This is a genomic window from Pseudomonas sp. Pseusp88 (genome assembly GCF_047303955.1).
Lineage (GTDB): Bacteria > Pseudomonadota > Gammaproteobacteria > Pseudomonadales > Pseudomonadaceae > Aquipseudomonas.
Genome location: NZ_JBGLYM010000046.1, coordinates 1 through 20,303, shown reverse-complemented (window position 1 = coordinate 20,303; position 20,303 = coordinate 1). Strand labels below are relative to the sequence as shown.

Annotated in this window: 21 protein-coding genes and 1 pseudogene; 16 read left to right on the top strand and 6 right to left on the bottom strand. The window is 60.4% G+C overall.

Features of this window, described 5'->3' with window-relative positions:
• Positions 1-66 precede the first annotated feature (66 nt).
• Together ACCD02_RS30080 and ACCD02_RS30075 are read left to right on the top strand one after the other, a co-directional pair.
• Positions 67-1,161: pseudogene (locus ACCD02_RS30080) on the top strand (cache domain-containing protein); the annotation flags it as partial.
• Complete coding sequence (locus ACCD02_RS30075; RefSeq protein ID WP_413309923.1) at positions 1,159-2,019, top strand: methyl-accepting chemotaxis protein; 861 nt, start codon at positions 1,159-1,161, stop codon at positions 2,017-2,019. The pseudogene ACCD02_RS30080 and the gene ACCD02_RS30075, both read left to right, overlap by 3 nt.
• A 105-nt stretch (positions 2,020-2,124) precedes the next feature.
• On the opposite strand, the gene ACCD02_RS30070 is transcribed toward ACCD02_RS30075, so the two are convergent.
• Positions 2,125-3,822, bottom strand: a complete 1,698-nt coding sequence (locus ACCD02_RS30070; RefSeq protein WP_413309890.1) for a response regulator — start codon at positions 3,820-3,822, stop codon at positions 2,125-2,127.
• A 175-nt stretch (positions 3,823-3,997) separates the two neighbouring features.
• Positions 3,998-4,393: a RidA family protein gene (locus tag ACCD02_RS30065; RefSeq protein ID WP_413309888.1), complete on the bottom strand. Its 396-nt coding sequence runs from the start codon at positions 4,391-4,393 to the stop codon at positions 3,998-4,000.
• 267 nt (positions 4,394-4,660) lie between these two features.
• Here ACCD02_RS30065 and ACCD02_RS30060 point away from each other — a divergent pair, with 267 nt between their 5' ends.
• On the top strand, positions 4,661-5,314 hold the full coding sequence (locus ACCD02_RS30060; RefSeq protein ID WP_413309920.1) for a TIGR04211 family SH3 domain-containing protein: 654 nt from the start codon (positions 4,661-4,663) through the stop codon (positions 5,312-5,314).
• A gap of 165 nt (positions 5,315-5,479) precedes the next feature.
• Here the strand turns inward: ACCD02_RS30060 and ACCD02_RS30055 are convergent, their stop codons facing one another.
• From ACCD02_RS30055 to ACCD02_RS30045, 3 genes are all read right to left on the bottom strand, one after another.
• Positions 5,480-5,758, bottom strand: a complete 279-nt coding sequence (locus tag ACCD02_RS30055) for a hypothetical protein (RefSeq protein WP_413309886.1) — start codon at positions 5,756-5,758, stop codon at positions 5,480-5,482.
• Positions 5,759-5,800: 42 nt separating this feature from the next.
• Positions 5,801-5,938: a hypothetical protein gene (locus ACCD02_RS30050; RefSeq protein ID WP_413309884.1), complete on the bottom strand. Its 138-nt coding sequence runs from the start codon at positions 5,936-5,938 to the stop codon at positions 5,801-5,803.
• A gap of 131 nt (positions 5,939-6,069) precedes the next feature.
• A complete protein-coding gene (locus ACCD02_RS30045) occupies positions 6,070-6,609 on the bottom strand; it encodes a cysteine hydrolase family protein (RefSeq protein WP_413309882.1) in 540 nt (179 codons plus the stop codon).
• A gap of 315 nt (positions 6,610-6,924) precedes the next feature.
• On the opposite strand from ACCD02_RS30045, the gene ACCD02_RS30040 reads away from it, so the two are divergent.
• The 10 genes from ACCD02_RS30040 to ACCD02_RS29995 all read left to right on the top strand — a co-directional run bounded on the left by ACCD02_RS30040 (position 6,925) and on the right by ACCD02_RS29995 (position 13,420).
• Positions 6,925-7,710 (top strand): sulfite exporter TauE/SafE family protein, encoded by a 786-nt coding sequence (locus ACCD02_RS30040; protein ID WP_413309880.1) that lies wholly within the window; start codon positions 6,925-6,927, stop codon positions 7,708-7,710.
• A 373-nt stretch (positions 7,711-8,083) separates the two neighbouring features.
• The gene (locus ACCD02_RS30035) at positions 8,084-9,058 is read left to right on the top strand and encodes a CobW family GTP-binding protein (RefSeq protein ID WP_413309877.1); all 975 of its coding nucleotides are present in this window, start codon (positions 8,084-8,086) and stop codon (positions 9,056-9,058) included.
• A gap of 55 nt (positions 9,059-9,113) precedes the next feature.
• Positions 9,114-9,617, top strand: coding sequence for a DUF1097 domain-containing protein (locus ACCD02_RS30030; protein ID WP_413309874.1), 504 nt, complete (start codon positions 9,114-9,116; stop codon positions 9,615-9,617).
• A gap of 28 nt (positions 9,618-9,645) precedes the next feature.
• Positions 9,646-10,389, top strand: coding sequence for a nitrile hydratase subunit beta (gene nthB / locus ACCD02_RS30025; protein ID WP_413309871.1), 744 nt, complete (start codon positions 9,646-9,648; stop codon positions 10,387-10,389).
• Between the two features lie 25 nt (positions 10,390-10,414).
• Entirely contained in the window at positions 10,415-11,038 is a 624-nt protein-coding gene (nthA, locus tag ACCD02_RS30020) for a nitrile hydratase subunit alpha (RefSeq protein ID WP_413309869.1), read from the top strand.
• Between the two features lie 10 nt (positions 11,039-11,048).
• On the top strand, positions 11,049-11,393 hold the full coding sequence (locus ACCD02_RS30015) for a nitrile hydratase accessory protein (protein ID WP_413309866.1): 345 nt from the start codon (positions 11,049-11,051) through the stop codon (positions 11,391-11,393).
• A gap of 15 nt (positions 11,394-11,408) precedes the next feature.
• Positions 11,409-11,588, top strand: a complete 180-nt coding sequence (locus ACCD02_RS30010; RefSeq protein WP_413309864.1) for a CbtB domain-containing protein — start codon at positions 11,409-11,411, stop codon at positions 11,586-11,588.
• Positions 11,589-11,613: 25 nt separating this feature from the next.
• Positions 11,614-12,336 (top strand): CbtA family protein, encoded by a 723-nt coding sequence (locus tag ACCD02_RS30005; protein ID WP_413309861.1) that lies wholly within the window; start codon positions 11,614-11,616, stop codon positions 12,334-12,336.
• A gap of 71 nt (positions 12,337-12,407) precedes the next feature.
• Positions 12,408-12,770 carry a hypothetical protein gene (locus ACCD02_RS30000; protein ID WP_413309859.1) on the top strand — a complete coding sequence of 121 codons (363 nt, stop codon included), beginning with the start codon at positions 12,408-12,410 and terminating at the stop codon, positions 12,768-12,770.
• Complete coding sequence (locus ACCD02_RS29995) at positions 12,662-13,420, top strand: GlxA family transcriptional regulator (RefSeq protein WP_413309857.1); 759 nt, start codon at positions 12,662-12,664, stop codon at positions 13,418-13,420. The genes ACCD02_RS30000 and ACCD02_RS29995 overlap by 109 nt, the downstream gene beginning before the upstream one ends.
• A 6-nt stretch (positions 13,421-13,426) precedes the next feature.
• On the opposite strand, the gene ACCD02_RS29990 is transcribed toward ACCD02_RS29995, so the two are convergent.
• A complete protein-coding gene (locus tag ACCD02_RS29990; RefSeq protein ID WP_413309854.1) occupies positions 13,427-13,915 on the bottom strand; it encodes a MarR family winged helix-turn-helix transcriptional regulator in 489 nt (162 codons plus the stop codon).
• A 314-nt stretch (positions 13,916-14,229) separates the two neighbouring features.
• Here ACCD02_RS29990 and ACCD02_RS29985 point away from each other — a divergent pair, with 314 nt between their 5' ends.
• From ACCD02_RS29985 to ACCD02_RS29975, 3 genes are read left to right on the top strand one after another with little or no spacing between them, the layout of a single operon-like run.
• Complete coding sequence (locus ACCD02_RS29985) at positions 14,230-17,415, top strand: efflux RND transporter permease subunit (protein ID WP_413309852.1); 3,186 nt, start codon at positions 14,230-14,232, stop codon at positions 17,413-17,415.
• A 1-nt stretch (position 17,416) separates the two neighbouring features.
• On the top strand, positions 17,417-18,607 hold the full coding sequence (locus ACCD02_RS29980) for an efflux RND transporter periplasmic adaptor subunit (RefSeq protein WP_413309849.1): 1,191 nt from the start codon (positions 17,417-17,419) through the stop codon (positions 18,605-18,607).
• Positions 18,600-20,024 carry an efflux transporter outer membrane subunit gene (locus ACCD02_RS29975; RefSeq protein ID WP_413309847.1) on the top strand — a complete coding sequence of 475 codons (1,425 nt, stop codon included), beginning with the start codon at positions 18,600-18,602 and terminating at the stop codon, positions 20,022-20,024. The genes ACCD02_RS29980 and ACCD02_RS29975 overlap by 8 nt, the downstream gene beginning before the upstream one ends.
• Positions 20,025-20,303: the final 279 nt, after the last annotated feature.

Sequence of the window (20,303 nt, the reverse complement as noted above, 5' to 3'; positions counted from 1 at the left end):
GAGCGGTATGAGACTTGCTAGCAGCAAGTGGGCAACACTACATTTATCGAAGTCGGGTGCATTCTGATGACTATACGAAACAAACTGATTGCGGCATTTATCGCAATAACCATCATCCCGATTCTGATTATCACCCTCTTCGTTTCCAGGATGGTGATGGAACGTGAACAGGCTTATTTCGACGAGAGCAGCAGCAAGCAGATGGCCGAGGTCGACAACGGCTTCAATGTCTTCCTGAGCGGTGTCGCCGAGAATGCCATGGCGATGTCGGAAAGTGCGCTGCTCAAAAGCGTGGATGGCACGATGCCCAACTACATGAGCATCGGCCAGGCCTCCCAGTTGCAGGAGCCTACCACCGGCAAGGCCGGTGAGGTCTATGCCAACTTCACCCAGGTCGGCAAGGCGCATCCGGCCTATGCCTATGTTTACATGGGCAGCAGCCAGGGTGGTTACCTGCAATATCCGGCCAGCACCATCAAGGCCAATTACGACCCACGGACCCGCGGCTGGTTTACCACGGGTATGTCCGGCAACGGCAAGCCGGTGCGTACGGCGGCGTACTTCTTTCCGGAAGATGACGCCACCATTATTTCCACCGTACAGCGTTTCACTGATGCTACCGGCGGTTACGGGGTGATTGGTCTGGACGTATCGCTCAAGCAGCTGACTGAATCGGTCAAACGTGTGCACTTCGGCCAGAGCGGCTACCTGATGTTGGTCGAAGACACCGGCAACGTGCTGGCCGACCCCAGCGACCCGGCGCATAACTTCAAGATGCTCGACAGCCTCGGCGACGGCTACAAGCAACTGGCCGGGCTGACCTCGGGCCGTACGGAAGTGACGCTCAACGGCAAGCAATACACCGCCAACGTCTATCACTCCGAGCGCCTGGGCTGGAAATATATCGGCCTGATCGAGTCGTCTGAAGTCGCTGCCAAGGCCAAGAGCATCGCTTTGATGATCATGGGCATGGGCATCGTGCTGATTCTGGTCTTCGTGGCCCTGGGCTGGACCCTGGCCAACAAACTGATTGCCCCGATCAACCAGACGTCCCGCAGCCTGAAAGACATCGCCAGCGGCGAGGGCGACCTGACGCGCCGCCTGGATACCAGCGGCAAGGACGAGACGGCTGTCCTGGCCGAAGGTTTCAACGCCTTCATGGCTAGAATCCAGATGCTGATCCGCGATATCCGCTCGTCCAGCCAGAGCGTCGAGCAAAGCGCCGGCAGTATCGGCCAGCAGGCCACTACTCTGGATAACGCCGCGCAGCGTCAGGCCCAGGCGGTGGACATGCTGTCCACGGCCTTCCACGAGATGGTCGCCACTTCCAACGAAGTCGCGCAGAACTGCAGCAATGCGGCCGCCGCAGCGAAGGAAGGCGAAGATCAGGCCGGTATCGGGCAGAAAGTCATTGCCTTGATGATCAAGCAGGTCGAGCAATTGGGGCAGCGCATCCAGGCGGCTTCCGGCTCTATCGAAGGCCTGGCCAAGGACACCCACGCCATCAACGACATCCTTGGCACCATCAAGGGCATTGCCGAGCAGACCAACCTGCTGGCGCTCAACGCCGCCATCGAAGCCGCACGGGCCGGAGATCAGGGCCGTGGTTTTGCCGTGGTTGCCGACGAAGTACGGGCCCTGGCCAAACGCACCAGTGATTCCACCGAACAGATCAACTCCCTGCTGACCCAACTGGTGGACAGCACCCGTAGCGTGACCCAGGAAATGCAGGAAAGCCTGGTGCAGTCCAATGCCTCCGTGGCCTACACCGCTCAGGTGGAAGCGGCGTTCGCCGGGGTGCATAACGCGGTGACGGTGATCAAGGACATGAACATGCAGATCGCCACCGCAGCCGAAGAGCAGCATCAGGTCGCCGAGGACATCAACCGCCATATCGTCGGTATCAGCAGCGATGCTGGCAAGGTGGCCGAGGTGGTGGGGGCGACCAAGACCGTGTCGCACTCGCTGGTGACGGTTTCCGAAGAACTCAGCGGGTTTGTCGGGCGGTTCAAGATCTGACTTGCGGCAGTTTCTGGACGCTGTGTGGGAGTGAATGATGCAGGGAACTGTGGGAGCGAATTCGCTCCCCCATCATTTGTTCACACCCCCAAAGGATTGCGGCTATTACGCCAACACCCCTTGCATCGTAGCCACCAACTCCTCCAGCAATACCGGCTTTTGCAGCAACGGCGCCTTGGCGCCGATCTTTTCGCGTACTGAGTCCAGATCGGCATCGCCGGTCATGAACACGATCGGCAAGCCAGGCATGACCTCGCGGAGCATTCGCGCCAGATCGGCACCGCTGAAGCCCTGCATGGCGTAGTCGGTGACCACCAGGTCCGGGATGCGCTGTTCAATGACTTGCATGGCGGCGCTGGTGGTGCTGGCCGTGGACACATCGTAGCCGCTGTCGGCCAGTAATTCGCCCAGGCTGCTGCGAATCAGCAGGTCGTCATCTACCAGCAGGATATGTGCATGGGCTTTCGCTCTGGCCGGTTGTGCGGGGTCGGCTTCGGCGCTGATCAGGGTCGGCTCGTCGTCGACTATCTTGAGCAGCAGTTGCAACGTCGTACCTTTGCCCGGTTCGCTCTGTACCCGCGCGATACCTCCGGCCTTGAGGGCGAAGCCATAGACCTGGGCCAGACCCAGGCCGGTGCCTTTGCCGTCCTTCTTGGTGGTGAAGAATGGCTCGAATACCCGTGCCGCCACGTCTGCGCTCATGCCCGGTCCGCTATCACTGACGCACAGCTCCAGATAGCGCCCGTCCGGCAGCTCGGTGTCGCCTTTGAGATTCAGGGAGCGAGTGGACACGCGGATCTGGCCAATGTCGCCCATGGCATCGCGGGCGTTGATCAGCAGGTTGAGCATCGCCGCTTCCAGCTGAGTGGCGTCGCACAGGACCTTGAGCGGAATCGGATAGAACACGAAGTCCAACTGGACCTTGGGGCCCAGCACCCGACAGAGCAAGTCACGCATGCTGTCGATGCGCATACCGATGTCCAGAGGGTGCAGATCGGGAGCCGCATCACGGGAGAACGCCAGCAGATGGGTAATCAGGCTGGCGCCCTTGGCCACCGCCTGCAGACCCATGGTCGCCCAGCGCAACACATCGTCAGGCTGGCGGTATTTACGTTCGATCAGCTGGAAACTGACGCTGATCGATTGCAGCAGATTGTTAAAATCGTGAGCGATACCGCTGGTCAACTGGCCGACCGACGCCACACGCTGCTTTTGCCGCAATGGCGCATGCTGATTCTCGTCATCGGCCAGTGCCTCGATGATCTGGCGGCTGAGGATGCGGGTCTGTTCGGCCTGTTGCTCGTTGAGCAGGCGCAGTTGCACCAGCGCCGCCGTTTGTCGCGCCAGCGCCTGCAACGCCTGGTACTGCACGGCAGACAAAGTGCGCGCCACGGTATCTATTACGCATACGGTGCCCAGCGCGTGACCGCCTTCAGTGATGATCGGGGCGCCAGCATAGAAGCGAATAAACGGTGGGCCAAGGACCAGCGGGCTTTCCTGAAAGCGCGGGTCCAGGGTCGCGTCCTCGACGATCAACAGGCTGTCCGGTTCGAGGATGGCATGGGCGCAGAACGCCAGGTCGCGATGGGTTTCGGCGACATCCAGGCCAATGCAGGCCTTGAACCACTGGCGTTCGCGGTCGACCAGCGAGACCAGGGCAATCGGCACCTGGCACAGGGCGGTAGCCAACTGCACGATGTCGTCGAAGGCCTGCTCCTGCTCGCTGTCGAGAATCTCGAAGTGCTCGAGGGCAGCAATACGACGGGCTTCGTCCAAGGGAAACGGCGCTGGGCGATGAGGCATGGAAAAACCCTGATGGCAGGAATATATAAAAGCTGCGGCGCCAGCAGAGGAAGGTGGCGGCCTATGGCGATGATTTCATTACGATATCACTGTCGGCCCGCTACATTGCAACTCCATGACGCCTGCCCCGGCGCACTAACTGACGCACGGTGGCTGTAACGTACCGTCGTCATGTTTACGAGGGTTGGACGGCAATACATTTTATCTCCGCCAGCAGCCCTGGATGCGCCAGCTCGGACACACCGATCGAGGTCCAGGCGCACTGGCCGCGAGGAAACAGGCGATTCTTGACCTCACGGAACACCGCCATGTGCTGGCTCATGGCGACATGGTAGGTGGTCATCTCTACTACATCCTCGAAGGTACAGCCCGCAGCGGCCAGCACTTGGCGCAGGTTTTCCCAGCAGGCGACGAATTGCGCCTCGGGTTCGGTGATGACTTCCAGTGCTGACGTGCGCCCGACCTGGCCGGCGCAATAGATCGTCTTGCCGACCCTGACGGCAGGGGCATAACCGGCGCGCTCGACGATGGGCTGCATGGATGGCGGGATGATGATTTCACGCTCTGACATGGTGCGACCTCAGCAAAACCGGCGAGAAAAGGGCGCGACAGCATAGCCGGTTACGCGATATGCGGCAGCCCGGGCAATGAACCTGAAACGATTTGTATGGTCTGTCAGTGTGCGGATCGATCGGGTAGCGCAGTGAGCCGGTCGATCTTCAGGGAAGATTTTCAGCGTACTTCCCTGCATAAACAGCCAGCTTGTGAAGGTGGCTCTATCGTCAATCGGCCCGGGTTTCGGCGCCTTGTGTATTTTTTATTGAAGATCACCATGCCTATGTCTCGTCACCGTTCTCGACTTATTTCCCGTCTGTCCAGTCAATCGCGGCGTATGCTGGGCATCTGCCTGCTGGCTACTTTCGGCGCCGGCGCAGCCCAGGCCACCACCAATGAACGTTGGGTCAGTGACACCCTCAGCACTTATGTACGCAGTGGGCCTACCGATGGCTATCGGATCGTCGGCACCCTCAAGTCCGGGCAGAAAGTCGATCTGATCAGCACCCAGGGCGATTACAGTCAGGTCCGGGGCGAGGGGGGCGGTACGGTGTGGATCCCCAGCAGTGACCTGCAGGACGTTCCGGGCCAGGCCGAACGCCTGCCGCAACTGACCCAGAAAGTGGCCGACCTGACCGGCCAGCTCGACAATATCGATAACACCTGGAAGACTCGGGTACAGGGCATGCAGGAGACCATGGATTCGCGCAAAGCCATGATCGACGACCTGGAAAACCGCACCAAGGCCCTCAATGAGCAATTGAGCGCCGCCCAGTCGGAACTGCGTTCCACCCAGGCCAAGCTGGGGGACGAGAACAACCAGGTGTTGATGCGTTACATGGTCTACGGCGGCTCTATTGCCGGCGGTGGTCTGCTGCTGGGGCTGATTCTTCCGGCGCTGACCCGTGGGCGCAAGCGCAAGGATGGCTGGGCCTGAGCCCGAAGTCGCTGCGCTGTCGGTTGTGGGACCGGCCTTAGCCGGGAAGGGGCTGGTACAACATACACATTTCCTTGATCGGAAATGACGCCTTCCCGGCTAAAGCCGGTCCCACCGATATCATTCCAATTCAGGCCACTGCATTTTTTGGTCGTGACCGAGGTATCAGGCCTGCAACCCCTGACTGACCTGCCGGGCATGGTGAGGGCGGTGTTCGGCTTCCTGTTCCAGCAGATGGTGGGCGAGGATGTCGTTGAGAAAGCGGAACTGGTCGTTCAGGCCGATCACTGCGTTGTTGAAATGCAGGGATGCCGACGACATCAGGAAATCATCGAAACGATCGTCCACCACCAGCGCTGGCTTGCGGTTATAGACGACGTGCTGGGAATAGTAGTTTCTGCCGAAGTTGGGAAACGAGACGTGCAAAGAGAGGGTTTGAGGCATATCGAATACTCCGGGCCAGTCATTCAGACAGTTTGATAGGGCTCACGCGCGCTGCGGGCCGTGGTCGTGCTCATCTTCATGAGCGTTGTCGGCATTGCTCAGCGGGCTGAAAAGAATCAGCGAAACCACGTAACCGGTCAGGGCTGTCAGCGTCAGGCAAGTCAGTAGATGTACCAGCATGGTCAGGCCCCTCGATTACGTGTTGATGTTGGGATAGATAGTACGCTCACGAATTTTCGGCGGAAGGGCGCTCCTGCCGATGTTAAGTATCGACAGGATCGATGGAGCGAAGTTGCACGGATTTGCCTGTATCAGAATGTCGTTTGGCTGGCGTTCAGCAAGTTCACAAAAGGCCCGTTCAGGGTCTGGTTGTGGTGCTCGATAATCGCCCGGGCCGAGAGCGCCGGGGTGTCCATGCAGGTGTGGGCATCGGCTACCAGGACCGCCCGGAAGCCCAGGTCCCGGGCTTGTCGGCAGGTACTGTCGACGCAGTACTGGGTTTTCATCCCGCAAATTACCACTTCATCAACTCCCGCCTCGACAAGCCGCTCGGCCAGCCCGGTGCCGTGGAAGCAACTGGGGCGCATCTTGTCGATAAAAATGTCTACGCTGGCGTCTGTTTCCAGGCCCGGCACCAGTTGCCAGAACGGGCTGCCTGGGGCAATCGGCGAACCTTCGGGGCCGGTATGTCGTATCAGAATCACCGGACAGCCCGCCTTGCGCGCATTACGGGCCAGGGTGTTGATGGTGGCGAGGATGCGCTCGCCCTCCATGGGGCGTTCAGGACCATTGAACAGACCGACCTGCATATCGATGACCAGCAGGGCGCTACGGTGGGCGGATACGGACATGTGGATCTCCTTTTCATGAACCAGTCCGGACGGCGCACAAAAAAGGCCCCGTCCATTGCTGGCGGGGCCTTGGGTGATACGTTTGTTCAGCTCACGTCCACACCGGCAGCCCGCCAGGGGCGGTTGTGGTGGTAGTGGTCGGGGTGAACTGATTGAAAGTCATGGACCCATCATGCCCGCAGCCGAAATCCAGGGTCAAATGAAAATCCGCCCCGGTTATAAAGTTAGACCGCATCGTTCTAAGGGCCATTGAGGAAAGTCGTTATGCTGCTGCGCGTTTTTCCACGCAATAGCAGCATTAGATAAGGCATCACGATGGATTTCGGTAGTACAGGTCTGGTGGTCGCGGGTTTGCTCGTGGGCTTTATCGTTGGCATGACCGGTGTCGGTGGTGGTTCATTGATGACGCCCATCCTACTGTGGTTTGGCATCAATCCGGCGACGGCGGTCGGCACCGACCTGCTGTACGCCGCGATCACCAAGTCCGGCGGCGTGCTGGTGCACCGCAAGAACGACAATATCGACTGGGGCATTACCGGCTGGCTGACCTTGGGCAGCGTGCCCGGCGTGGCCCTGACGCTGTGGTTTCTCAGCGAACTGCAAACTTCGCCCTCGGCCCTGAACAGCGTGATCAAACAGGCCCTGGGCGTGGTCCTGCTGCTCACTGCCCTGGCGATCTTCTTCAAGAAACGTCTGCTGGCCTTTGCCCATAAGCGTGCAGGCGGCAACTACCAGCCCGGCGGTCGACGCCTGAATGTGATGACGGTGGTTACCGGCCTGATCCTCGGCATCATGGTCGCCCTCACGTCCATCGGTGCCGGGGCCCTGGGCACAGTGGCGCTTTTTATCCTCTATCCGCTGCTGCCGACCCGCCGTCTGGTCGGCACCGAAATCGCCCACGCCGTGCCCTTGACCCTGGTCGCCGGGCTTGGTCATGCGAGTATGGGTAATATGGACTGGTCGGTGCTGGGCTTCCTGTTGATGGGCTCGCTGCCGGGTATCTATGCGGGCAGCCAGTTGAGCGGACGTATCTCGGATGAGGTGTTGCGGCCTTGCCTGGCGACAATGCTGATTCTGATTGGCTATAAACTGGTTTTTTAAGGCCAGGCATTACCGTTGGAGCGTGGCTTGCCCGCGAAGAACGATAACGCGGTGTATCTGACACATCGCGCCGTCTGATTCGCGGGCAAACCCGGCTCCAACGGATCTCGTAGATCTGCGTGAACCTTAGTTTGGTGCGCCCGCCCCGAAACAGTGCCCCGGATCACTATATTCCCCCGTTTGCCTCCCCCGTAAAAAACACGCCGTTGTCCGTTTCGGCCCGTGCCGACCATTCCGGCCACATAACCCAACCAAACGTGACAACAACGTGACCAGCGTGGACAGTCCGAAAAAGTCGGACTGGAAATCGCACCTGTAGCCCGAAAGCCGCTGAATCCAGCGGCACCAGACACGGCCACAACAGGTGCAAATCATGGCGATTGGAAAAATCCCGGTCACGGTCATCTCCGGTTTTCTCGGGGCGGGCAAGACGACCCTGGTCAATCATCTGCTGCAACAGAACGAGCACTACCGGATCGGCGTCGTCGTCAACGAATTCGGTGAGGTAGGAATCGACGGCCAGTTGATTGTTGCTGAGCAGGAAGCGCTTATCGAGATCAACAATGGCTGCGTCTGCTGCACGGTGCGCGCTGACCTGGTCAGCAGTATCAAGGAGATGTTGGCCCTGGCGGGCAATCGCCTGGACCGCCTGATCATTGAAACCTCGGGCCTGGCCGACCCCGCACCCGTATTGCAAACCTTCCTCGCAGATCCGGATCTGCGCACTCGTGTGGAACTGGAGTCGGTGGTGACCGTGATCGACGCCCTGCACCTGGACGGGCAACTGGCCGATGAGATCGTTCGCGAGCAGATTGCCTTTGCCGACACCCTGATCCTCAACAAGACCGACCTGGTCAGCCAGATCCAGTTGGCGGCGTTGCGTCGGCAGATCAAGCTGGTCAACCGGACGGCGACCGTCGTACAGACCCATCACTCGCAAGTGCCGGTGCATGAGCTGCTGGGCACCAAGCGTTTCTCTCTGCCCAATCTGCTGATGATCGAGCCGGACATCCTCGACGACGAGGGCCATGACCATGAGCATGATGCATCCATTTCCTCCTGTTCCGTGGTTTTGGCCGGCGCCCTGGATGCCGAGCGCTTCAACCGCTGGATCAACCAGCTGGTGCAGAGCAACGGCCAGCAACTGATGCGCATGAAGGGCCTGCTCAATTTCGCCAGTGAAGCCCGGCGTTTCCATTTCCACAGCGTGCACATGCTGCTGGAAGCGGTGCCGGGGCCGCGCTGGGAAAGTGACGAAGAACGGCTGAACCGATTTGTCTTTATCGGTCGCGATCTGGACAGCGAACAACTGCTGCAGGGCTTTCTCGATTGCCTGCACGCCGCCTGATTTCTTTTTTCAGCCTGCCATAACAACGCCAACCCCTTTGTCAGGAAATCGTCCCATGAAAAAGCAAGAAGCCTACACCGTCAGCATTGGCCTCCTCGCGGTACTGGACACCTACATCACGGCCACGGTGTTCCCGGTGCCGGTGTGGGTCACGTTCATTGCCTGGGCCTCGTTCTTTATCGTCGGCGGCGGCAATGCCGGGTTTGTCCGCAGCGTCGCCTCCAACCTCACAGGGCTGGTGATCAGTTCCCTGGTGTTGCTGGGGATCGCCACGGTCAGTGAGGCGCCATTTTTCATCGCCATTCTGGTGGGGGCGGGAAGTGCGGGCATGGTTCAGGCCTCCAAGGTGCCGCTGTTGAGCATCCTGCCAGCCATTGTCTGGGGCTTTGCGTCGACCGTGGGCACCACGGCTGTAGGTGGCAAACCCATGACCACCCCCGGGCTGGCCAACCCGGCATTGATCGCCGCTGCGGCGCTGCTTACCGGCGCGGTGTTCGGTTACGTCTCCGAACGCCTGGGCGATGCCCTGACCAGCAAACCCAATCCACAACTGGCCTGATTGCTGTCACTTCTCTCTGGAGCACTGGATGAAACTACAACACTACCTCGGCGGCCTGGAAAACCTCGGCCCCGTGAGCGTCGAAAAACAGGTGTTTGTCGAGGCATGGGAAAAACGCATCTTCGGCATCCACACCGCCATGATGGCCGAGAGCGCGCACCTGAGCGAAGCCTTGCCCAGGTATCCCGTGGACACCCTGCCGACAGCGTTCAAGAGCGACTGGACCTGGGCCTCCCTGCGCACCGGCGCCGAAGGCATGCAGCCGTTCGAATACTTCAAGTTTCGTTACTACGAAAAGTGGCTGATGGGCATTTCCGGTTTCTTCGTCGAACAGGGTTACATCTCTGGCGACGAGCTGAAGAACAGGACCCGGCACTATCGCGAACAGCCCGACGCACCGCTGCCGGAGCAGCCCCGCCCGGCGATTCGCGAACAGATCGTGCGCTACCTGCATGAAGGCGATTCCGGCTTGCGGCCCTACGCCGGCGAGCCGCTTTTCTTCAAGGGCGACAGCGTGAAAGTGGCCGACCCCGTGGCTGTGGATCACACCCGTCTGCCGGGTTACCTGCGCAACAAGCCGGGCACTATTGTCGAGGTCTATTCCGGTGCTTTCGCCTACTTCGTCAACACCGGGCTCGACGGTATTGGCGAGCCGATGCCGGTGTATCGCGTGGCCTTTGATGCGGCGCATATCTGGGGCGAGGGCAAGAGCGAGGCCAACACCACGATCTACGCCGACCTGTTCGAAGCCTACCTACAGCCAGCCGTTTAACCGAATCCTTGCAACGGAGTTTTCCATGAGCCAGCTCTTTGAGTATGAACAACAACGTGAAACCGAAAGCGCGGCAAAAGTCCGGGCGCTGGAGGCTTTGCTGATTGAGAAAGGGGTGATCGGCAGCGACTCGGTGGACACCGTGCTCAGCCATTTCGAAACCGTGGCCGGGCCGTTCAACGGCGCGAAGATAGTCGCCCGGGCCTGGGTCGACGAGGGCTACAAGCAACGCCTGCTTGCCGACACGCCCAAGGCCATTGCCGAACTGAACCTCGCCCAAGGCATGGACGGTGCCGAGGGCGAGCACATGCTGGCAGTCGCCAATAATGCCCAGGTGCATAACCTGATCATCTGCACCCTCTGTTCCTGCTACCCGTGGCCGATCCTCGGCCTGCCGCCGTACTGGTACAAGGACCCGGTATTCCGTGCCAGGGGCGTGCGTGAGCCGCGGGCGGTGCTGCGCGAGTTCGGTGTGCCGGTGAGCGACGAGACCAGGGTCGAGGTATGGGACAGCAGTGCGCAAATCCGCTGGTTCGTGGTGCCGGAACGGCCAGCCAACTCCGAACACCTGAGCGAAGCGCAACTGGCCGAACTGGTCACTCCTGAATCGATGATGGGCGTGGCCCTGGTGCAACTGCCCGCTGCCTGAGGAATCGCTCATGTTTACCCGATTCGAAGAGTTCGCTGCCAACAGCATGCTCGGTCACAAGGATTCGCCACCGCGCTCCCAGGGCCGCCTGCACTTTGCCCAAGACTGGCAACGCAGTCTCTACGGCATGGCGCTGGCCCTGTCGAAGGAAGGGCATTTCGAGTGGGAGGCGTTTCGCCAGAACCTGATCGGCTCCATTGCCAGTTGGGAGCAATTGCCCTGTGGCAACCAGCCGCCCTGGGACTATTACGAGCGCTTCCTTGAAGCGCTGATCAAGGTGCTGCAAGAGCACTCGCTGCTGGATACCCGAGAACTGCAAGCGCGCCTTGGCGCCCTGAAACCCGACACTCACTGATTTGAGGAATATGCCATGAGCAGCACTGTATTTATCCAGGCCACCAGCCACAGTCGTGGCAACCGTCTGCTGGTCACCTTCGGCTCGATTCTGATAGGCCTGTCGCTGGTGTACTTCGCCGGTTTCTCGCATATGGAGCTGGTGCACAACGCCGCACACGATACCCGCCACAGTTCCGGATTCCCGTGCCATTGATGGTCGTTGCCAGAGGAGCATGAGCATGTTCAAACACATCGTCACCACGGCCTGTTACACCGGCGCCATTGCGGCGTTGCTGCTGACTCTGATGCAAAGCCTGTGGGTCACGCCACTGATTCTCCAGGCGGAAACCTTTGAGCACGCCGAAGTGGCGGTGCAGCCTGCCCATACTCATGCCGCGGGCGGCCATGAGCATGAACACGATACCCAAGCCTGGTCACCGGAAGACGGCTGGCAGCGTACGCTGTCGACCTTCGGTGGCGATCTGGTGGTGGCCATCGGTTTTTCCCTGATGCTTACCGCGTTGTTCAATCTGCGGGCGCCGACCAAGGTCTGGCAGGGCGTCTTGTGGGGCCTGGCCGGTTACGCAACCTTTTGTCTGGCGCCAGCGGCGGGTCTGCCACCGGAGTTGCCTGGCACGGCCGCTGCAGAGCTTTCCTCGCGACAGGACTGGTGGGGCGCCACGGCATTGGCCACGGCCTTTGCGCTGGCCTTGCTGGTGTTCGGTCGACACTGGAGCCTCAAGGTGACTGCCGTGGTGTTGCTGGTACTGCCGCATTTGCTCGGCGCGCCGCAGCCCGCCGAGCACCATTCCCTTGCACCCCAGGCGTTGCAGGCGCAGTTTCGCCTGGTCACCCTATTGGTCAACGCGGTGTTCTGGGCGGCAATGGGCGGGATCGCGGCCTGGTGGTTTCGCCGCCAGTCGCAGTCGTTGTCTGCGGGTGAATTTGCTCCGTTAGGATGAGGGGTGGTCGGTCGCGGGCCTGTCCGGCCGCGACCGGTCATTGAATCGACAATCGCAGCACAGGAGTCCTTATGCGCAAGATCAGCGTGGGAATGGTGTTATTTCCCGGCTTCCAGTTGCTGGATATCGCCGGGCCCAAGGATGCCTTCGCCCAGGTCAAGGTCCTGAGCAACGGCGAGTGTGAATACGAGATGCTGACGGTAGGCACCACGCGCAGTCCGCTGCTGTCTTCCAGCGGCCTGACGGTGATTCCCGACCGCACGATTTTGACCCTTGCCCGCATTTCGACACGATCATCGTGCCGGGCGGGCTGGGGATTTTTGATGTGTATGCCGATTCGACCCTGTGCGACTGGCTCAAGGTCCAGGAGAAGCGCTGCCGCCGCCTGGCGGCGATCTGCAACGGCGTATTTGCCTTGGGCGCCGCCGGCCTGATCGAACGCAAGTCGGTGACCACTCACTGGATGGACGCCACGCATTTGAGCGAGCTGTTTCCGTCCGCTCATGTCGATCCCGACCATATCCATGTCAAGGACGGCACTATCTACACCACGGCCGGGGTGACCGCCGGGATCGATCTGTCGTTGCTGATGATCGAGGAGGACTTCGGCAAGCGCATGGCCATTGATGTCGCCAAGTACCTGGTGGTGTATCTGCGTCGCGCCGGCGGACAGTCGCAGTTCAGCCCATTGCTGGACATGCAGGGCGGGGTGGATTCCCATGTCGAAGCAGTGCAGGACTACCTGCTGACCCACCTGCATCTGAATCACAGTCTGGTAGCCCTGGCCGAGCGAGTGCACATGAGCCCGCGCAACCTGTCGCGGCTGTTTACCAAGGAGACCGGCCTGCCGCCCATGGCCTTCCTCGCCGATGCGCGGATTGATGCGGTGCGGCGTTATCTGGAAGCTACCGAGCAGTCAATGAAAGAAATTGCCAATCAGTGCGGTTTTGAAAGTGCCGACAGCCTGCGACGGGTATTCGTAAAGCGTCTGGGCATCAGCCCGGTGGAATACCGTCAGCGCTTTCGCTCCGGCGCTTCGGCTAATGCTGCGGGAGCGCCCGAGGCGGTCCTGGCCGGGAGCTGATCAGGCTCAATCAGCCGGCGCGTGCAGTTCCTCAAGCAGCGACTGGGCGAAGGTTTCCGATGAAATCAGATCCAGTGCGCTGCGCAGTTTGACGGTCTCTTCGATACCGAAGGCCTTCTCGAAAATCGACGACACTCGCTCAGAAATCTGTTGGGCCTCGCGGTACTTCGCCCAACCGTTTTCAGTCAGCAGCACGCGTCGGCTGCGCCGGTCGAGTTCGTCCACCAGTACGTTGACCAGGCCATCGCGCACCAGGGGCTTGAGGCTGTGGCTCAGAGCGGACAGGTCCATCACCAGGGCATCGGCCAGATCACGCATCTTCGGTTCGTTGCCACGGGCGATATGGGACAGCAGCGAGTACTGGGTGGCTTTCAGGCCGGTGCCGGTAAACGCTTCGTCATAGATTTGCCCCAGCCGTCGCGATGCCCGGCGCACCGAGCCGTTCGCGCAGCTGCTGGCCATGCTCTGGGCGGGGCAGGAGTCAGACAGTTTCAAAAGTATTGGCTCTCCGCGTTTACGTGGGACCGGCTTTAGCCGGGAAGGCATCATTTGCTGCGCACACCATCGGCGTGGCCTGGACAGGCCTCTTCCCGGCTAAAGCCGGTCCCACATGTGTGCGCTGCGATCCAGCTGCACAACAGGATTAAGCCACGATTATGCACGCGAGACAGTCTCGAACAAGCGGTTTCTGTCCTTGCGGTCAGGTAGATATAGCCTGAAACAATTTGCTTGCGTATGCCAGTAAATTCATTATTGTGGCATATGCCACCTTTTCCCGGCGGCTCACTCCCTCTGCTTGGATCACCTCTATGCTCGGCCTTGTGCGTGTCGCATTGCGACGACCTTATACGTTCGTTGTTCTGGCAATTCTCATTCTGATCATCGGCCCGCTGGCAGCCTGGCGAACGCCAACCGATATCTTTCCGGAGATCAAGATCCCGGTGATTGCGGTGATCTGGCAGTACACCGGCCTGCCGCCGGACCAGATGGCGGGGCGCATCACTTCGCCTTTCGAGCGCGTGCTGACCACCACCGTCAACGATATCCGTCATATCGAAGCGCAGTCGCTCAACGGCTACGGCATCGTCAAGGTATTCTTCCAGCCCGGGGTCAATATCAGTACCGCCAACGCCCAACTGACCTCAGTGGCCCAGGCCATCCTGCGCAACCTGCCGCCAGGCACCGTTCCGCCGCTGATCCTCAATTACAGCGCCTCTACCGTGCCCATCGTGCAACTGGCGTTGTCCGGTAACGGCCTCAGCGAGCAGAAGCTTGGCGATATCGGTCTGAATACCGTGCGCCTGATGCTCACCACCGTGGCCGGGGCGTCACTGCCTTATCCGTTCGGCGGCAAGACCCGTCAGGTCCAGATCGATCTGGATTCGGCAGCCATGCAGGCCAGGGGCCTGTCGGCCCAGGATGTCGCCAATGCCCTGGCAACGCAGAACCAGATCACTCCGGTGGGCACTGAGAAGATCGGCGGCTACGAATACATGTTGCAACTGAACAACTCGCCCACGGCCTTCAAGGACCTGGAAGACCTGCCGATCAAGAGCGCCAACGGCACCACGGTGCTGATTCGTGACGTTGGCACGGTGAAGGACGGCAGCCCGCCCCAGACCAACATCGTCCATGTCAACGGGAACCGTTCGGTGTTGATCCCGGTGCTCAAGACCGGCTCGGCGTCGACGCTTGGGGTGATCGCCGGGATCAAGGACAAGCTGGCCGACTCCAAGGGGCTGCTCCCCGATAACCTGAATATCGACCTGATCGGTGACCAGTCGTTGTTCGTGCGCTCGGCCATCAGCGGCGTAGCCAGAGAAGGGCTGATCGCAGCGGCCCTGACCAGCCTGATGATCCTGCTGTTCCTCGGCAGTTGGCGTTCCACGGTGATCATCGCCGTGTCGATACCCCTGGCGATCCTGTCGTCCATCACCGCGCTGTCGGTGCTTGGGGAAACTCTCAATATCATGACCCTGGGAGGGTTGGCGCTGGCGGTGGGCATCCTGGTCGACGATGCCACGGTGACCATCGAGAACATCAACTGGCACCTGGAGCAGGGCAAGCCGGTAGAGACCGCGATCCTCGACGGCGCGGTGCAGATCGTTACACCGGCTTTCGTTTCGCTGCTGTGCATCTGCATCGTCTTTGTGCCGATGTTTTTTCTTGAAGGCGTGGCGCGCTTCCTCTTCGTGCCCATGGCCGAAGCGGTGATCTTCGCCATGATCGCCTCGTTCATCCTGTCGCGTACCCTGGTGCCGACCATGGCCAACTTCCTGCTCAAGCCCCATGTGCAGCATGGCGAAGGCGAGGGCAAGGCGCCCAGTCGCAACCCGCTGGTGAATTTTCAGCGCGGTTTCGAAGCACGTTTCGAGCGGGTTCGCGGTGGTTATCACCACCTTTTGGACAGCGCCTTGCAGCATCGCAAGGTGGTGATGATCGGCATCTTTGCCTTTGTGATTGCCTCATTCGCGCTGGTGCCGTTCCTCGGGCGTAACTTCTTCCCGGCGGTGGACTCCGGGCAGATCCTCATGCACGTTCGTGCTCCGGTGGGCATGCGCGTGGAGAATACGGCGCAGCTGGTTTTCGATATCGAGAACAGCGTGCGCAAGATCATCGATCCGGCTGAGCTGAACGCTGTGGTCGATAACATCGGCCTGTCCATCAGCGGCATCAACACCGCTTATAACAACACGGGCACGGTGGGCTCACAGGACAGCGATATCCAGATCAGCCTAAAGGAAGACCATCAACCCACCGCCGACTATGTGCGGCAACTGCGCGAGCAACTGCCCCGGCAATTCCCCAATGCTGTTTTCTCGTTCCCGCCGCCGGATATTGTCGGGCAGATCCTCAACTTCGGCTCGTCAGCGCCCATCGATCTGCAGATCACCGGCAACAACCTGCCTGCCAACTTTGCCTATGCCGCTACCTTGCTGCGGGAGATTCGTCGGGTGCCGGGCGTGGCCGATGCGCGGCTGCAACAGTCCCAGCAACTGCCGACCTTCAAGATCAATGTCGACCGTACCCGGGCGCAACTGGTGGGTATCAGTGAGCGGGATATCACCAACAGCCTTGTGGTCAACCTGGCGGGGTCGAGCCAGGTGGCGCCGACGTTCTGGCTTAATACAGCCAACGGTGTGTCCTATCCCATCGTCCTGCAAACGCCGCAGTACAGCCTCGACACCCTGGCGGCCTTGCATAACCTGCCGCTGACCGCCGCAGGCCAGAACAATAGCGGGCAGATCCTCGGCGGCCTGGCTTCGGTGGAACGCAGCCACAGCAACTCGGTGGTGACCCAGTCCGATATCCAGTCAGTGGTGGAAATCCTCACCTCGACCCAGGGGCGCGATCTGGGTGGGGTGACGGCGGATATCCAGGCCATCATCGCCGCCCATGCCAGCGAAGTGCCCAAGGGTTCCAAGGTTGCCCTGCAAGGCCAGGTGACCACCATGAACAGTGCCTTCAGCGGCCTGCTGTTCGGCCTGCTGGGCGCGGTGGTGCTGATCTACCTGCTGATCGTGGTCAACTTCCAATCCTGGAGCGATCCGTTCGTGATCATCACTGCATTGCCTGCGGCCCTGGCCGGGATCGTCTGGATGCTGTTCGTCACCCATACACCCTTGTCGGTCCCGGCGTTAACCGGGGCGATCATGTGCATGGGAGTGGCCACGGCCAACGCCATCCTGGTGGTGAGTTTCTGTCGCGAGCGCCTGGCTGAGCACGGTGACCCGCTGCGGGCCGCCCTGGAAGCCGGATTTACCCGCTTCCGTCCGGTGTTGATGACCGCCATTTCCATGATCATCGGCATGGCGCCCATGGCCCTGAGCCTGGGCGAAGGCGGTGAGCAGAATGCACCCCTGGGCCGTGCAGTCATCGGCGGCCTGAGCTTTGCCACGGTCGCCACGCTGTTCCTGGTACCTATCATTTTCAGTCTGGTCCATGCCCGGCATGGCCGCGTTTCTGTTGCGGCGAACACCGCCCGAGGTTTCTGACATGTCCATTGATACTTTGCCAACTCAACCCGCTCCACGCCGGGGCAAGGGCGGCACGATGCTCGTCCTGCTGCTGGGTGCAGGCGCCGTGGCCGCCATTGTCTTCTACGGCATCAGCGTACGTGCCAGTGAATCCGCCAGGCTGAAAACCTGGACCGACAATCAGGCCCTGCCCAGCGTTACCGTGATCAGCCCCGGCGTACCGGCTCAGGGCGGCGTACTGAATCTGCCGGGGCGCCTGGAAGCCTGGTCCCGGGCGTCGATCTTCGCCCGGGTCGGCGGCTATCTGAAGTCCTGGAAGGCGGACATTGGCACCAAAGTGAAGGCCGGCCAGGTATTGGCCGAGATCGATACTCCCGAACTTGACCAACAACTGCTCCAGGCCAAGGCAGACCTGGCCACAGCCCAGGCCAATGCTGCATTGGCCAGCACCACGGCCAAGCGTTGGCAGGCCATGCTCGCATCGGATTCGGTATCGAAACAGGATGTCGACGAGCGCGTCGGCAATCTTGCTGCCCGTCAGGCTCAGGTCAATGCCGCCAATGCCAATGTCGAGCGACTGATCGCCACCAAAGGCTTTCAGCGCCTGACTGCACCTTTCGATGGCATGGTCACTTCCCGCTCCACCGACGTCGGTGCTCTGATCAACGCCGGTAGCGGCGGCGCCGGCCAGGAGCTGTTCGCGGTATCCGACGTCAGCCGCCTGAGGGTGTATGTGCAAGTCCCCCAGAGCTACGCGCCTCAGGTTCGCGTCGGCACCAAGGCGCGGTTGAACGTGCCCGAGTATAAACAAGAGCAGTTCAATGCCACGGTGATTGCCTCGGCAGACTCGGTAACGGCGTCATCCGGGACCACTCTGGTCCAGCTGCAAGTGGATAACGCCTCCGGACGCTTGCTGCCGGGGGCCTATACCAGCGTGCAGTTCGATCTGCCGGTGCAGAGCAATGTCCTGCGCCTGCCGGCCAGCGCCCTGGTCTTCGATGACCATGGCATGCGGGTGGCGACTCTCGATCAGCAGAACCATGTACTGTTCAAGAGCGTGACCATTGCCCGGGACTTCGGCGACAGCGTGGAAATCGGCGACGGGTTGCTGGCCTCTGATCGAGTGATCGACACCCCTCCAGACGGCCTGATCGACAGCGACAGCGTGCAGATATCCAAAGCAGCGACCGAGGCCAAACCCCATGGCTAAATACAGTCTGCTGATATTTGCGATGTTCGGTTTGGCTGCCTGCTCCATGGCCCCGGAGTACAGGGTGCCGCAGACGCCCGTCGCGACCGAATTCCGCACCCAGGGTATGTGGAGCACCGCCACGCCCAATGACAACATCAGCCGCGATGGCTGGTGGCACATCTATAAGGACCCGCAACTGGATGCGCTGCAACAGCAATTGCTCGTCAACAACCCGACCTTGAGCGCGGCCCTGGCTCACTATAGTCAGGCGCAGGCGCTCGTCACCCAGGTCCGTTCGGGGCTGTTTCCGACGGTCAAGGGCATCGGTAATGGCCAGCGCATTCGCCAGTCTGACACCCGGCCTTTGCGCTCAAGCACCACGGCGGATGTCTATGACTCCGCGACCCTGGGCCTGCAGATTGACTACGAAGTTGACCTCTGGGGCCGAGTGCGTGATTCAGTAGCCGCAGGCGCCGACGAAGCTCAGGCCTCCCAGGCCGATCTGGCGTCTGCGCGTTTGAGCCTGCAAGCACAATTGGCCGACAGCTACATTCAACTGCGCGGTCTCGACCGGCAAAGCCAATTGCTCAGCGCCACCGCCGAAGCCTTTACCAGGGCTGTCAGCCTGACCGAGGGGCTGCATGATGGCGGCATTGTCTCGGGGCTGGATGTTGCCCGGGCCAATACCCAACTGTCTTCCGCCAGATCACAACTCAAGCAGAACCAGGTGCAACGAGCGGTGATGGAGCATGCAATTGCCGCGCTGGTAGGGGCTTCGGCATCTGAGTTCAGCCTGCCAGTCAACACCACCTCCATCGCTTTACCGGCAGTGCCTGTAGGTGTGCCCTCGACCCTGCTGCAAAGGCGCCCGGATATCGCCGCCGCCGAGCGGCGTATCGCAGCAGCCAACAAACGCATCGGCGTGGCCCGCACGGCCTGGTTCCCGACCATCAGCCTGAGTGCCCAGGGTGGCTATCAAAGTGACGAGTTCGCCAACCTGCTGACCGCGCCCAACCTGTTCTGGGCGGTCGGCCCGGCGCTGGTCACCACCCTGTTCGACGCTGGCGCGCGTCAGGCCCAGATCGATTCAGCCCGGGCCGCAACTGAAGAGGCCGCAAGCAAATACCGCGCAGTGGTGCTGGGAGCGTTCGAGCAGGTGGAAGACAATCTGACGATCATCGACGGCCTGGGCAGCGCCCTGGAGGATCAGCACTCGGCCGCCGAAGCCGCACGCTACACGGAAAACCTGTCGCTTGAGCGTTACAAGCAGGGCGCGATTGGTTATCTGGATGTGGTGGTGGCACAGACAGCGTCCTTGCAGGCGCAGCGCGCCGTACTGGATCTGCAGACCCGGCAGTTGAGTGCCAATATCGGGTTGGTCAAGGCGCTGGGGGGAGGGTGGAACAGGGCTGAAGCCTTATCAATGAATCGATGAGGTTAGAGCCAGGCGCCGATGTCACATCATCGACCGACTGATCAAAAACGTGACGAAAAGAATTTTTAGACGAGGGTTGACCGGGTGTTTTAATCCTGTATTATTCGCCTCCCGCTAACGAGCATATCGATACGGGGTGTAACTTAAATGATTGATTTTGCTAATAAAATTTTGAAAATTTAAGTTGACAAGTTTGAAGGGTGCTGTAGAATGCGCGCCTCGGTTGAGACGAAAGGATCAACCAACCGCTCTTTAACAACTGAATCAAGCAATTCGTGT

Bases quoted from the DNA above. Each gene is read 5' to 3' on its own strand.
- ACCD02_RS30075 (WP_413309923.1), top strand. From the start codon at position 1,159: ATGGCTAGAATCCAGATGCTGATCCGCGATATCCGCTCGTCCAGCCAG.
- ACCD02_RS30070 (WP_413309890.1), bottom strand. From the start codon at position 3,822: ATGCCTCATCGCCCAGCGCCGTTTCCCTTGGACGAAGCCCGTCGTATT.
- ACCD02_RS30065 (WP_413309888.1), bottom strand. From the start codon at position 4,393: ATGTCAGAGCGTGAAATCATCATCCCGCCATCCATGCAGCCCATCGTC.
- ACCD02_RS30060 (WP_413309920.1), top strand. From the start codon at position 4,661: ATGTCTCGTCACCGTTCTCGACTTATTTCCCGTCTGTCCAGTCAATCG.
- ACCD02_RS30055 (WP_413309886.1), bottom strand. From the start codon at position 5,758: ATGCCTCAAACCCTCTCTTTGCACGTCTCGTTTCCCAACTTCGGCAGA.
- ACCD02_RS30050 (WP_413309884.1), bottom strand. From the start codon at position 5,938: ATGCTGGTACATCTACTGACTTGCCTGACGCTGACAGCCCTGACCGGT.
- ACCD02_RS30045 (WP_413309882.1), bottom strand. From the start codon at position 6,609: ATGTCCGTATCCGCCCACCGTAGCGCCCTGCTGGTCATCGATATGCAG.
- ACCD02_RS30040 (WP_413309880.1), top strand. From the start codon at position 6,925: ATGGATTTCGGTAGTACAGGTCTGGTGGTCGCGGGTTTGCTCGTGGGC.
- ACCD02_RS30035 (WP_413309877.1), top strand. From the start codon at position 8,084: ATGGCGATTGGAAAAATCCCGGTCACGGTCATCTCCGGTTTTCTCGGG.
- ACCD02_RS30030 (WP_413309874.1), top strand. From the start codon at position 9,114: ATGAAAAAGCAAGAAGCCTACACCGTCAGCATTGGCCTCCTCGCGGTA.
- nthB (WP_413309871.1), top strand. From the start codon at position 9,646: ATGAAACTACAACACTACCTCGGCGGCCTGGAAAACCTCGGCCCCGTG.
- nthA (WP_413309869.1), top strand. From the start codon at position 10,415: ATGAGCCAGCTCTTTGAGTATGAACAACAACGTGAAACCGAAAGCGCG.
- ACCD02_RS30015 (WP_413309866.1), top strand. From the start codon at position 11,049: ATGTTTACCCGATTCGAAGAGTTCGCTGCCAACAGCATGCTCGGTCAC.
- ACCD02_RS30010 (WP_413309864.1), top strand. From the start codon at position 11,409: ATGAGCAGCACTGTATTTATCCAGGCCACCAGCCACAGTCGTGGCAAC.
- ACCD02_RS30005 (WP_413309861.1), top strand. From the start codon at position 11,614: ATGTTCAAACACATCGTCACCACGGCCTGTTACACCGGCGCCATTGCG.
- ACCD02_RS30000 (WP_413309859.1), top strand. From the start codon at position 12,408: ATGCGCAAGATCAGCGTGGGAATGGTGTTATTTCCCGGCTTCCAGTTG.
- ACCD02_RS29985 (WP_413309852.1), top strand. From the start codon at position 14,230: ATGCTCGGCCTTGTGCGTGTCGCATTGCGACGACCTTATACGTTCGTT.
- ACCD02_RS29980 (WP_413309849.1), top strand. From the start codon at position 17,417: ATGTCCATTGATACTTTGCCAACTCAACCCGCTCCACGCCGGGGCAAG.
- ACCD02_RS29975 (WP_413309847.1), top strand. From the start codon at position 18,600: ATGGCTAAATACAGTCTGCTGATATTTGCGATGTTCGGTTTGGCTGCC.